At 40.7% G+C, this 12,546-nt stretch carries 14 protein-coding genes; 8 read left to right on the top strand and 6 right to left on the bottom strand.

The window, feature by feature from the left end:
- Positions 1-35: 35 nt before the first annotated feature.
- The 3 genes from NBH14_RS25020 to NBH14_RS25010 form a co-directional block, all read right to left on the bottom strand.
- Complete coding sequence (locus NBH14_RS25020; protein WP_222622149.1) at positions 36-545, bottom strand: FecR family protein; 510 nt, start codon at positions 543-545, stop codon at positions 36-38.
- Entirely contained in the window at positions 505-1,020 is a 516-nt protein-coding gene (locus NBH14_RS25015; protein ID WP_186961578.1) for a FecR domain-containing protein, read from the bottom strand. Before NBH14_RS25015 ends, NBH14_RS25020 begins: the two co-directional genes overlap by 41 nt.
- 70 nt (positions 1,021-1,090) lie before the next feature.
- Positions 1,091-1,681, bottom strand: coding sequence for an RNA polymerase sigma-70 factor (locus NBH14_RS25010; protein WP_186961579.1), 591 nt, complete (start codon positions 1,679-1,681; stop codon positions 1,091-1,093).
- A gap of 1,021 nt (positions 1,682-2,702) precedes the next feature.
- Here NBH14_RS25010 and prmA point away from each other — a divergent pair.
- The 7 genes from prmA to kdsA all read left to right on the top strand — a co-directional run bounded on the left by prmA (position 2,703) and on the right by kdsA (position 7,648).
- On the top strand, positions 2,703-3,554 hold the full coding sequence (prmA, locus tag NBH14_RS25005) for a 50S ribosomal protein L11 methyltransferase (protein ID WP_186961580.1): 852 nt from the start codon (positions 2,703-2,705) through the stop codon (positions 3,552-3,554).
- Positions 3,555-3,642: 88 nt separating this feature from the next.
- Positions 3,643-3,864, top strand: a complete 222-nt coding sequence (locus NBH14_RS25000) for a YtxH domain-containing protein (protein WP_007652933.1) — start codon at positions 3,643-3,645, stop codon at positions 3,862-3,864.
- Positions 3,865-3,870: 6 nt separating this feature from the next.
- On the top strand, positions 3,871-4,278 hold the full coding sequence (locus tag NBH14_RS24995) for a phage holin family protein (protein WP_048317187.1): 408 nt from the start codon (positions 3,871-3,873) through the stop codon (positions 4,276-4,278).
- Positions 4,223-4,603 carry a hypothetical protein gene (locus NBH14_RS24990; protein ID WP_233567493.1) on the top strand — a complete coding sequence of 127 codons (381 nt, stop codon included), beginning with the start codon at positions 4,223-4,225 and terminating at the stop codon, positions 4,601-4,603. Before NBH14_RS24995 ends, NBH14_RS24990 begins: the two co-directional genes overlap by 56 nt.
- 235 nt (positions 4,604-4,838) lie before the next feature.
- Positions 4,839-5,840 (top strand): type I glyceraldehyde-3-phosphate dehydrogenase, encoded by a 1,002-nt coding sequence (gap, locus tag NBH14_RS24985; protein ID WP_007652928.1) that lies wholly within the window; start codon positions 4,839-4,841, stop codon positions 5,838-5,840.
- Positions 5,841-5,912: 72 nt separating this feature from the next.
- Positions 5,913-6,839 carry a tRNA (adenosine(37)-N6)-dimethylallyltransferase MiaA gene (gene miaA / locus NBH14_RS24980; protein ID WP_186961581.1) on the top strand — a complete coding sequence of 309 codons (927 nt, stop codon included), beginning with the start codon at positions 5,913-5,915 and terminating at the stop codon, positions 6,837-6,839.
- Between the two features lie 5 nt (positions 6,840-6,844).
- The gene (kdsA, locus tag NBH14_RS24975) at positions 6,845-7,648 is read left to right on the top strand and encodes a 3-deoxy-8-phosphooctulonate synthase (RefSeq protein ID WP_186961582.1); all 804 of its coding nucleotides are present in this window, start codon (positions 6,845-6,847) and stop codon (positions 7,646-7,648) included.
- A gap of 81 nt (positions 7,649-7,729) precedes the next feature.
- Here the strand turns inward: kdsA and NBH14_RS24970 are convergent, their stop codons facing one another.
- Positions 7,730-8,368 carry a Crp/Fnr family transcriptional regulator gene (locus NBH14_RS24970; RefSeq protein WP_154278289.1) on the bottom strand — a complete coding sequence of 213 codons (639 nt, stop codon included), beginning with the start codon at positions 8,366-8,368 and terminating at the stop codon, positions 7,730-7,732.
- Positions 8,369-8,593: 225 nt separating this feature from the next.
- Between NBH14_RS24970 and NBH14_RS24965 the strand changes: the two genes are divergently transcribed.
- Complete coding sequence (locus NBH14_RS24965; protein WP_446500457.1) at positions 8,594-10,771, top strand: DUF5686 family protein; 2,178 nt, start codon at positions 8,594-8,596, stop codon at positions 10,769-10,771.
- Here the strand turns inward: NBH14_RS24965 and NBH14_RS24960 are convergent.
- A complete protein-coding gene (locus NBH14_RS24960) occupies positions 10,768-11,619 on the bottom strand; it encodes an N-acetylmuramoyl-L-alanine amidase-like domain-containing protein (RefSeq protein WP_186961584.1) in 852 nt (283 codons plus the stop codon). The genes NBH14_RS24965 and NBH14_RS24960 overlap by 4 nt on opposite strands.
- A 495-nt stretch (positions 11,620-12,114) precedes the next feature.
- On the bottom strand, positions 12,115-12,546 hold a 432-nt coding region (locus NBH14_RS24955), incomplete at its 5' end, for a transposase (protein WP_250817831.1).

Here is a 12,546-nt window from a genome sequence, read left to right as displayed (position 1 = left end):
GTGTGTCAGTTTTTTCAATCATTTTCTCATAGGCATTACTTTTTAAATTGTTCGTATATGAAAACTTCGTTTTCTTCTATCTTATAATGTATTGGAGCCAGGTATTCCAATAATTTCAGGATATCGACCAACTCTTCATCATCATTAATCACACACCGGAATTTACGTTGTGCAAGAGCTGAAGACTCGATATTTATGTTTACATTAAATTTTACGGATAGTTTATTGACTATTTCACGCAGGGTCGCGTTTTCAAAGACAAATTGTCTCAGTCGCCAGGCTGTCAGAATATTCACATCGACAGCCTCTGTGGTATATTCATTCTTGTTTTGGTTATAAGTTACTTTTTCTCCGGGGGATACATCCAGCAGTTTATTACGGTCCGCATCCAGCAATTCTATTTCTCCGCTAACTAAAACAGCCTCTACTCTTTTATTTTCTACATCGGTCTTTACATCAAAAGAAGTGCCTTTTACCTGGATATTCACATATCCGGTAAAGACATTAAATAGAGAAAATTGTTTCTGCTTTCTTTGAGACTTCAAAGAAAGCTTCTCCTTGCAAGGAGACCTGACGATTCTCGTCAGAGAAAGATTCCGGATATTTTAATGTCGATCCACCCTTCAACCAAACGGAAGTTCCGTCAGCAAGCACAACCTTTTTCACGTCTTGCCCGGGTTTGACCACAATACTTATATATTTTTCAGGCTTTAAATACTCATAGCCCCCATAAAAGCAGGAAAACAGCATCAAAAAGACGGCAGCATACTGCAACACGTTACGCATTAATTTAAAACGGTTGGAACGATTGATCTTCACATTCAGCTTTTCCAAAGCCTTTTCGATATGGTCCGAACTTTTATAATACATCATATTATAGGAAACACGAAGACGCATCACTTCAGATAATATCTTTTTATTATCCTGTGACAAGTTACTCCACTCCTCCATTTTCTGCATTTCATCGGAAGAGATATTTCCTGCCAGGTATTTTGCCAAAAGTCCGTAATCGAATTCCATTTTTTATCTTTTATACAAGCTAAACGTATGAGAGGTAAAAACTACGGAGCAATCATTCATTTTTTTAATTTCACTGACGAAAAAAATAAAGAAGAGATAATATATAGAAATCATTTTTAGATAAATGTGCCCTAAGATACTTAATAGCCAGGTAAATATGACTTTCTACCGTACGCTGTGGGATTTGGAGACGCTCGGATACTTCCTTTGCCTTTAAGCCTTCAATATAAGTAAGAATAAATACCTCACGCCGCTGGATTGGCAATTTTTCCAGTAAATTATGTAGTTGCTCGTAAAAATCTTTTGAATAAATTTCTTCCAGGACAGACGCATCTGAACGTAATAAGGCATTATACTCTTCCAGATATGCGCTCTCTATCTGAAGATTATATTTGTCGGCAGACTGTGTTTTTCTATAATAATCAATACAGCGGGTATAAGCCGACTGAAACAGATAAGAATGAAACCCTTCTCCGGCGTATAGCTTTTTTCGATTTTCCCAAACATGCAAGAAAACATCCTGAACGACATCTTCCGCTACTTCCTGTTCCACCATAGCTGCGACATACGCCATAACACGGGGATAGTAATGGCGAAACAAGCTGTTGAAAGCCTCACGGTTCCCTTCTCTTAACTGACTTAATAAAGAAACATCAAACATAAATATATTCAATTTATAAAGAAAGCTCTAAGTTTGCAGTAGCGTGAAGCATACTGAATAATATATAACACTTCTACGTTTTTAGTACGCCTGACAAAGGTAATATCAAAATAAATAAAAATAAAGGTTGCATAAAAAATATTCAGAATCTGTTTTGAATTTATTGTCAGGTTTCATTGTAGAAAGATTTGGACTATCAAAACGTGTATTTCATGCAACTCTTCTTAAACTTACATCTCCCCAAAATATCAATTTAATCTATTAATCCACAATAATCTATCACAAAGTTCATTATATAGCCATTTCTATATCTGATGTATTTGACAGATTGATTGAATCAGAAAAAGAATAACTACAATATTTAACACATTTACTATTAATATCAATTCCAAGATCTCGTTTTAAATAAATTTGAACTTCGTTTAAAACGAGATTATTTTCCTTTTAAACAAAATTGAGGTTCGTTTAAAAGGAAATTTTTGTTAATTACAGTTGAATTTAGCCGTTTTTGGATGGTTTTATCACTTGAAATGCATGTTTTTTAGCAGAATTATTTTCTGGAAGAGATAAAAACATACATACAATTTAAACAACACATTTACATGTATACAACTTCATTCACTCACTTTATCTATTTTATATCGATGAAACAAAGCAAAAAGGCACACCAAAATCATAAAAATCAAAATAAAGACACTTTCAATCTTCTTTAGAATCGAATAAAAAACAATATACCCAAGCCCTGATACATACAACCTGCTGGCGACAGAGGTAAAATGACATTTTGATAAACAGAGTCAAGGATGACGGATTTTGCAACCCAATCCCCCTGACAGATAGTTCATAGAAGAGAAGCGTAACAGCGAAACAACTTTTTCACATAACGTTCTGTGTTTGTCCAATATTTCTTGTATGAACCGGATGGTTGAAGAGAATGAGCGCAAGTTTATTTATTGCAAGAAGATTTAAGAAAGAAATATATTCGATACCTTTGTCCCCAAACGAATAAAAAGCAAAGAATATGAATTATTACGAACTGAAATTCACCTATGAATCGCCTATCGAGGCAACAATTATCAGTGATGTACTGGCGTCCGAACTGGGCGAAATCGGTTTCGAGAGTTTTACCGAAGACGAAGACGGCTTGCTGGCTTATGTATCCGACCAATTATATAATGTAAAAGCATTACAGGATAAACTGAATGAATTTCCGCTGGAAAACGTAACCATCCGGTACACCGAACAACTGGTGGTAAGCAAGGACTGGAACGAAGAATGGGAAAAAAACTATTTCAAGCCCATCCGTATCGGTAACGACTGCATCATCCGCGCTTCTTTCCACGAACCGGAACCGGGTTATACATATAATATTATAATAGACCCGAAAATGGCTTTCGGTACAGGCAATCACGAAACGACTTACCTGATGATCAGCGAAATGCTGAAACTCGACCTGGAAGGCAAAGACCTGCTGGATATGGGATGCGGAACAGCCGTACTGGCCATCCTGGCAAAAATGAAACACGCCAATAAAGTAGTCGGAATCGACATCGACGAATGGGCTTACAACAACGCGCTGGAAAATACCCGGTTGAACCATACGGAAGATATACAGATTGCCTTGGGCGGCGCCGAACAAATCCCCGCATTCGGTACATTCGATATTGTATTCGCCAATATCAACCGCAACATCCTGCTGAACGATATTAACCGGTATGCCGCCTGCATGAAACCGGGAGCAACCCTTTTCATGAGCGGATTCTACACTGAAGACATTCCCGCCATCCAGGCAGAGTGCGAACGCAACGGATTGAAATTCATTTCCCACGCAGAGAAAAACAATTGGGTTGCCGTTAAGACACAGAAGCCATAACTTTATTTAACAGTAAAAGTTAACACAGAAGTAAACTATCATTCGAATAAAAGCGTTATTTTAGTAGACACATTTAAATGTAAGAGTTATGAAAAATGTAGATTCTAAATTATTACTAGGTTTGGTAGTTGGTGCAGCAGTTGGTGCAGCAGTTGGATATCTGGCAGCTACCGATAAGAGAGAACAGTTACTGGAAGAATTGAACGGTGTAGTTGGAAAAGTAAAAGAAGGCTTTAATTCCGCTCTCGCCAAGTATAAAGAAGGTAAAACTGAAGTTGTAAAAGCTACCGAAGAAATCGTAGCTGAATAATTATTTATGGAAAAAGATTCAGGAAAAATCTTTCGTGAGCTGAAAGATGATGTTTCAACTTACGTAGAATTAAAGCTTGAACTTTTAAAGTTAAGCACATACGAAAGAAGCGGCCAACTGATCGCCATTCTTTCGTATGGCTTAATTTTATTGTTTCTGGCTTTCTTTGCCATCCTGTTCATATTCCTGGCATTAGGGTTCTTTATGGGTGATATCTTCGGTTCGATGGGAACCGGCTTTGCCTTCGTGGCTGTGTTATATCTCCTATTGATCGGGCTCATTATAATGAATAAAGGCAGAATCTGCAACACGGTATTGAACGTAGTGATTGCAGCATTAAACGGTAATGACGAAAAAGATGATGCAACAGATACAAAACAAGCCACTGACGCCACTGGAGAAACTGATTTCTGACAAGGAAAGAATCCGGAAGCAATGTGTTATACAGGAACAAAAGCTGAATGACGACTTTTCTTATATCCAGGAAAATGCAGGCAGCCTTTTGATATCCGGTTTCACCACCTTACTATTTCCCAACACTAAATCAAAAAAAACAGAATCTACAGAAACAGCAACAGCCAGCCAGCCGGTAACCCCGATCGGTTTCTCGGATTATCTGAGTATCGCACAAGGCCTGCTGCCCGTAGCCTGGGATGTAATCCGCCCATTCTTGCTGACATGGGGAATCAGAAAGGCTCAAAGCTGGTTTACAAACCTTCTGTTTAAGAAAAAGAAATAACTCCTAACATTTAATTTATGTTAGAGGGCATATTTTTCTCACATTAATAAAGGTAGAATAAAAAAACATGACTAAATTTGCAGTCGTTAAAAACAAGGATAAAATGAAACGTAATTTGATTCTCTTTATGGCATTCACCGCAATGCTGACGATATTGGCTTCATGCGCAACTCCTTGTGGCTGTTAAATGGATTTTATGTAATATTTTTAATAAACCCATAAAAGTTTTATTACAATGATTAAAGTAGGTATTAACGGTTTCGGCCGTATCGGACGTATGGTGTTCCGCGCTGCAGTTAAAAACTTCGGCAATGATATTCAGATCGTAGGTATCAACGACTTGTTGGATGCTGATTACTTGGCATACATGCTGAAATATGACTCAGTACACGGTCGTTTCGATGGTACAGTTGCTGTAGAAGGTAACAACCTGGTTGTAAACGGTAACAAAATCCGTTTGACTGCAGAAATGGATCCTGCTAACCTGAAATGGGACGAAGTTGGTGCTGAAGTTGTAGTTGAATCTACAGGTTTCTTCCTGACAGACGAAACTGCTCGCAAACATATCCAGGCTGGTGCTAAGAAAGTTATCATGTCTGCTCCTTCTAAGGACGCTACTCCTATGTTCGTTTATGGTGTTAACCACACAACTTACGCAGGACAGGACATCATCTCTAACGCTTCTTGTACTACTAACTGCTTGGCTCCTATCGCTAAAGTATTGAACGACAAGTTCGGTATCGTTAAAGGTTTGATGACTACAGTTCACGCTGCTACTGCAACTCAGAAAACAGTAGACGGTCCTTCTAAGAAAGACTGGAGAGGTGGCCGTGGTATCCTTGAAAACATCATCCCTTCTTCTACAGGTGCTGCTAAGGCTGTAGGTAAAGTTCTGCCGGTATTGAACGGTAAACTGACTGGTATGGCTTTCCGTGTTCCGACTTCTGACGTTTCTGTTGTTGACCTGACAGTAGTTCTGGAAAAGGCTGCTACAATGGACGACATCAAAGCTGCTATGAAAGAAGCATCTGAAGGCGAATTGAAAGGTGTACTGGGTTACACAGAAGATGCAGTTGTTTCAACTGACTTCCGTGGTTGCTCTAACACTTCTATCTTCGACGCTAAAGCTGGCATCTCTTTGGATGACAACTTCGCTAAGATCGTTTCTTGGTATGACAACGAATGGGGTTATTCAAACAAAGTTTGTGAAATGGCTCGCGTTATCGCTGGTAAGTAATCAAATACAAATCAGTATATGGAAGCCGTCCTCCGCAAAGGGGACGGCTTTTTTTATTATCTTTGCTCCATAATGAGAACATATCAACTTATAACGATACTAGGCCCGACCGCTTCCGGTAAAACGCCTTTTGCCGCAGCGCTGGCCGACCGGCTGGATACGGAGATCATCAGTGCCGATTCACGCCAGATTTACCGTGGCATGGATATCGGTACCGGGAAAGACCTGGCCGATTATACAGTGAACGGTAAAGTAATCCCCTATCATCTGATCGATATCTGCGATCCGGGATATAAATATAATGTATTCGAATATCAGCATGACTTCTTCCGTGCTTACCAGGACATACAAGAAAAAGGCAAGCTCCCTATCCTTTGCGGTGGAACCGGCATGTATATCGAAGCGGTATTGAAAGGATACAAGCTGTTGGATGTTCCCCAAAATCTGGAGTTAAGGGAATCTTTGCAAGGCAAGTCGCTGGAAGAACTGGAAAAAATACTGGCCGGTTACAAAGTATTGCATAACAAGACAGACGTAGATTCCGCACAAAGGGCGATACGGGCTATCGAGATTGAAGAATATTATAAAACCGAGGCTCCCGATGCGAACGAATATGATCCGATCAACAGCCTCATCATTGGCATAAACATTGATCGGGAACTGCGACGCGAAAAAATATCCAGACGTCTGCGTGCCCGTCTGGAGGAAGGCATGGTAGACGAGGTAAAAGGCATCATTGCCTCCGGCGTCAAACCGGAAGACCTCATTTATTACGGATTGGAGTATAAATATCTCACACTATACATCATTGGTAAACTTTCTTACGAAGAAATGGTTTCCCAATTAGAAATAGCCATCCACCAGTTTGCCAAACGTCAGATGACCTGGTTCCGCGGAATGGAACGCCGGGGTTGCACGATCCATTGGATAGATGCCACATTGCCGACAGAGGAAAAGATCAGGCAAACATTGGAGTTGTTGGAACAAAACAATATATAACAATTATGATAACAGTTAACGATTTTAAGAATAAAGATAATTTCTTCCTGATGGCGGGTCCTTGTGTGATCGAAGGGGAAGACATGGCGCTACGTATCGTCGAAAAGGTTATCGGCATCACCGAGAAGCTGAATATTCCATATATCTTCAAAGGTTCATACCGCAAGGCAAACCGCTCCCGCCTCGATTCATTTACCGGAATCGGCGATGAGAAAGCCTTAAAGATTTTACGCAAAGTAAGCGAAACATTCAACGTCCCGACCGTTACAGATATACATGAAACCCATGAAGCTGCCATGGCTGCCGAATATGTAGATGTCTTGCAAATCCCGGCTTTCCTTTGCCGTCAAACGGACCTGCTTGTCGCCGCCGCACAAACCGGAAAGATCGTCAACATCAAGAAAGGACAGTTTCTTTCTCCCGGAGCCATGCAATTCGCCGTACAAAAGGTTGCCGATGCAGGAAATGACAACGTCATGATTACCGAGCGGGGAACCACATTCGGCTATACAGACCTGGTTGTCGATTATCGGGGCATCCCGCAAATGCAGGATTTCGGTTATCCGGTCATCATGGATGTAACCCACTCATTGCAACAGCCCAACCAGACATCCGGTGTAACAGGCGGCCTGCCGGCATTGATAGAAACAATAGCCAAAGCCTCTATTGCTGTCGGCACCGACGGTCTCTTCATCGAAACCCATCCGGAACCGTCCAAAGCAAAATCCGATGGAGCCAATATGCTACAATTAGATTTGCTCGAAGGCTTACTGACACGTTTAGTTCGCATCCGTGAAGCAATCAAATAAATGTCATGACTTTTAAAAACAAAAGAAGGGACCTTCGTAACTGAAAGTCCCTTCTTTTGTTTTCAAAAGTCATATCTTTCGTTATCCCATCTTACTTATCTTTCTCAGCTTATCCTCATCTATCAACTTGATCTTTCTACCGTCGATAGCAATGATACGCTCAGTTACAAATGTCGATAAGGTACGGATAGCATTGGAAGTAGTCATATTCGACAAGTTTGCCAAATCTTCACGAGACAGGTAAATACTCAATGTAGCCCCATCTTCTTCCAGACCGTAACTATCTTTCAGGAATAATAAAGATTCCGCCAGACGACCCCTAATATGTTTCTGGGTAAGATTAACGGTACGTTCATCCGCCACTCCCAAATCAAACGATAACTGACGAATAAAGAACATTGCCAGATTGGGATTACCCATCAGCAAGTCCGTAACTATTGTCATCGGTATCAGACAAACAACAGATGCTTCAAATGCAGAGGCATTTGTCAGGTAATTCTCCTGAGCGAAATTAGCACGGTAACCGAAATACTGTACAGGTTTAATCATCCGGATGATCTGGCTGCGACCGCCGACACCTTCCTTAAAAATCTTTACCTTACCTCTCAGTAAGCACATCATGTCCCTTGGTTCGTCGCCCTCGCAATAGATCAACTCGTTACGTTTGAAATGCTGGATCGTCGAATTATTACGGAGAACTTCCCGCTCTTTGTCGGTCAGTACTCTCCATACTTCTGCTAAACTGGCCGATAGATCGACCTCTTCTTTTTGTTGCTTAACCACGACTGTTTTATAACATACTTATGAAGCACAAATGTACAACTTTTCTTTTGAAATAATAAAATGTTTAATACGATAAATTGTATTTATAATTACATTTTACTTTCTTTTACTACTAATTTGAATTTTATTCGTTACGTTTGCAGCAAAAGGGGTGATAATTTGTTGAAAAGATACGTTTTGATATTTGCTCTGATTTTATTGACTGTAAATGCTGCCGCCAAACAGGAAAGCACTTATAGAAGTAAAGTGTTGCCTGATTTAAAAGAAAAAACGGAATCGTCCGTAAAGGCGGATTCCATTATGAAAGAGGTAATTAAAAACGCCGAAAAATACCAGCATGTCCTTTCAAAGTACGAAGCGGAAATATATATAAAAGGGCGTACGGAAATACTGAAACAGAACTTTCTGATGCGTTTCGCACATCATCTCTTCCCGGTCGACAGGAAAAACAAGGATATGATCTTCGAAATGGTAAGCGAATCGAAATTCAATGCCCCCAACAATTTCCTGCACAACTTCCAGGCCGTAAACGGAAATAGTATCCCCAACAACAAGAAACAGCAGGAAGCATTGAGTTTTCTGAACCTCAATGTCTATTCCTCCACCATATATAATGAAGGCATCATCACTCCTATGACCAACCAGGCTTCCAAATTTTATACATTCGACCTGGAAAGTGTCAGTGACACCAGTGGGCTCAGGATCTATAAGATACGGTTCATGCCTAAATTATGGAGCCAGAAGCTAATCTGCGGCGACCTGTATATCCGCGACCAATCCTGGATCATCGACAAGATAGATGTGAACGGACGTTTCGATTTTGCCGAATTCAACCTGATCATGACTTTCGGACGCGATTACCGCCGCTTTATCCTTCCGGATAAAGCCAGCCTGTATCTGCGCTACCATGTCCTGGGGAATGCCATTGCTACCAGCTACCATTCTTCTTTCAAATACAAAGCGGTGGAATGGGTGGAAGAAGATAACGAAACGCAAAGAAAAAGATCACTGGACCTGACCGGATATTATAAATTATCCTCAGATACGGTTCCCATCATTTCAGACACGACATTCTGGAACAAAGAACGCGATATTCCTTTGACAAAGGAAGAAGAGAGGTTATATCATGTCGCCAACAATACGAATGAACAGAAAATAGATTCTGCGAATATCACCAAATACCTGAAGCTGACAGAAAAGTTCACGAATACCATCAGCATGGACTATAAAACGACCCGCCTCAAATATTCAGGAATATTCAACCCGTTCCAACTGGGGTATTCAGGGCATAACGGAATAACGTACAGGCAACGTCTGCGCATCAGCAAGACTTTCGACAAAGACCGCCAGCTCCGTTTCCGTCCGGACGTCGGTTTCGTATTTAAGCGGAAAGAAATCTTTTTCACCGTGTCCGGAGACTGGGAATATCTGCCGGAGAAAAAAGGCATATTGAGCCTCTCGGTCGGTAATGGTAACCAGAGTTATTCTTCAGCCATTATGAAAGAGATAAACGAGCAGTTGAAAGATTCTACATTTAATTTCGATGACCTTAATCTGGAATATTTCAAACACTACTATGCTGAAATACGCAACAACATCGAACTGTTCAACGGATTCCAACTATGGACCGGCGTTTCCTACCACCGCCGGATACCGGTAAAAAAGAAAAGTGATATTTCAAATCCCGGAGAAGGGATAGAAGAAATCATCAATGATAACTATCATGATTTTACTCCCGTCGTCGGCTTTTCCTATACGCCACGCCAGTATTACTGGATGGACGGATATCGCAAAGAATATCTGTATTCCTATTATCCGACCATTTCAGTCGAATTTGCCCGTGCAATCCCCGGAGTAGGTAAAAGTTCCGGTGATTACGGACGGATCGAAGCGGATATTCACCAAAGCATTGCACTCGGTTTGTCCAGAAAACTCAATTATCACATCAGCGGAGGCATTTACCTGAATCCCAAATCTATTTACTTTGCCGATTTCCGTTATTTCTCACGCCGCCAGTTCCCTGAATCGTGGGGAGATGAATTCGGAGGAGTATTCAACCAACTAAGGAGTTTCTGGTTCAATGCATCCGACAAATATGTGCAAGGACATATTATGTACGAAAGTCCCTTCATCTTGTCACAACTTTTCAAGAAGAAAACATCTAAGTACATTCTGTCTGAACGCTTTTATTTCAGTCAACTGTGGACACCCGTTTTACCGAGTTACACAGAAGTAGGATATGGTTTCGGTAACCATATTTTCAACGTTGCCGCCTTTGCCGGATTCGATAGATGGAAATACCAAAATATCGGCCTCAAGTTTGCCTTCGAATTATTTTAATAGGACATTTGTGGGCGAACGATCATTATACCGCTGTTACGCTTGATACTTTCCACGTATTCCTGTAAAGGGGCTTCATTGACTATCACTTTCTTTTGCGTAGTAGATGCATGGATAAAGGTCAGTTTATCCCCTACCCGGCAAACGACACCGACATGGGATATATCCAGGCCTTTGATCGTTGTGACAAAACAAACGATATCTCCGTCTTTTATGCCTGTTGCGTTCCGGTTTATCTCGGTTTCCAGTATATAATAATAAGGACGGGCGTTGATCTCTTTCTCTTTCACGGCAATCCGGGCTGTCAATTCCGGATTTTCTTTCAATGGCTTATAACTATCGGGGTGCGTCGACATAAAAGAGACATTCACCGGCAGAGAGACGCCTCCGGCCGCTGAAGTAACATCCTCCACTATTCCTTTGCGCTGGTTCTCGAAAATCCAGTCGGTGGTATAATGCAAACGATCGGTATAGTCATGAATCTCTCCATTCCGGTAACGAAGTGCCTGTAAATTCTTACAAAAGGTTTCAAACGAAGGGTTCTCACTTTGAATTGTCCGTGTCAGGGCAACTACATTCTCCACCAATGTCATGCAATCCATTTCACGCAGGTTTACAACCAACCTTTCCGGCTCCATCTCCAATGTTGCAGCCACATAAGGAGTGCCCAAAAAGAAACGGGCCGTTTTAACCATCAATTCACCGGTGGGCAAAGATTTATTTGCTTTCATCTCTGAAACATACCGGTCAAAAACAACCCGGTCTTCATCCGTATAATATATTTTATCCGCAGCCTGCCCCCGAAAAAAGAGAAAGCAGGAGAAAAAGAGTAGCCAACTTGTTTTCATAAATTCATTTATTAATCAGATGTGAATGTTTGTTTATAGTAACTGGTTGTAACTGGCTCCCCTCTCGAGAGGGGGTGTGTCATATCCTCGCCTATCAACTATCATAATCAGAGTCACTTGACTATTACAGGTTCATTTGCCGTCTGCTTCAGCTGACGGTTTAAAGTTGTTTCTTTCTTTCGGCTTCAGCCACATTTCTCTTAGATAGAAACTTATAAGAAATGTGACTAAAGTCTGGAGAAATAGATAATTTACTAATCCGTCAGCTGAAGCAGACGGCAAATAAACCTGTAACAAAGTCTGTTTTTATTGACTGGCTTTAACACATCCCCTGCCCCCTCTCAAGAGACTGTGTAAAAACATATCTCAAAAAGATCTTTGACATTTTGTATAGTAAATAGAAAGAAAATTAGTTCTGGAAAAAGTTCTTGTTCTCAAATTTTGGCTAAAATCGACCTTGTTGTAGTCTAAAAAGGTCTGTATAAAGAGTTAAAATCAAGCAAACCGGTAGTTTTTGAGTTTTTCAAGCATAGCTGTGACCGATTCCAGATTTATGAGCCGTCTGATGTTATATGCCGTGGCATAAATATCGATTTCTGTTTGGACTTTTAAACATCCTTTCAGCAACAGGGGGATCTTACCCATCCACATTCTGAAGGTTCCGAACAGATGTTCTACGATATTTTTGCGTTCTGCTTGCAAACGCCTAAACTCCTTTGTCTGGTTTTGTCCTTTATAAGATTCTAAAAATAAGTTATGACTGATATAATAACTACGTCCGGTTTTAGAGGAATTATTACAAATATCTTTTAACGGGCATTTGTCACAATGAGTTTTTTTGGCCATATATTTGCGAAAATGGTTTCCATGGCGATTTACATAATCGGCCTTTTTGAGGGCCATTGCTTTACCTTTGGGACAGGTTAC

The sequence above is a fragment of the Parabacteroides caecihominis genome (genome assembly GCF_023656785.1).
Lineage (GTDB): Bacteria > Bacteroidota > Bacteroidia > Bacteroidales > Tannerellaceae > Parabacteroides > Parabacteroides segnis.
The sequence above is the reverse complement of the archived record's forward strand: the minus strand, read 5'-3'. Positions and strand labels throughout refer to the sequence as shown.

Coding starts and splice junctions, on each gene's coding strand:
- NBH14_RS25010 (WP_186961579.1), bottom strand. CDS start 1,681: ATGTTTGATGTTTCTTTATTAAGTCAGTTAAGAGAAGGGAACCGTGAG.
- gap (WP_007652928.1), top strand. CDS start 4,839: ATGATTAAAGTAGGTATTAACGGTTTCGGCCGTATCGGACGTATGGTG.
- NBH14_RS25000 (WP_007652933.1), top strand. CDS start 3,643: ATGAAAAATGTAGATTCTAAATTATTACTAGGTTTGGTAGTTGGTGCA.
- kdsA (WP_186961582.1), top strand. CDS start 6,845: ATGATAACAGTTAACGATTTTAAGAATAAAGATAATTTCTTCCTGATG.
- prmA (WP_186961580.1), top strand. CDS start 2,703: ATGAATTATTACGAACTGAAATTCACCTATGAATCGCCTATCGAGGCA.
- NBH14_RS24995 (WP_048317187.1), top strand. CDS start 3,871: ATGGAAAAAGATTCAGGAAAAATCTTTCGTGAGCTGAAAGATGATGTT.
- NBH14_RS24960 (WP_186961584.1), bottom strand. CDS start 11,619: ATGAAAACAAGTTGGCTACTCTTTTTCTCCTGCTTTCTCTTTTTTCGG.
- NBH14_RS24990 (WP_233567493.1), top strand. CDS start 4,223: ATGATGCAACAGATACAAAACAAGCCACTGACGCCACTGGAGAAACTG.
- NBH14_RS25015 (WP_186961578.1), bottom strand. CDS start 1,020: ATGGAATTCGATTACGGACTTTTGGCAAAATACCTGGCAGGAAATATC.
- miaA (WP_186961581.1), top strand. CDS start 5,913: ATGAGAACATATCAACTTATAACGATACTAGGCCCGACCGCTTCCGGT.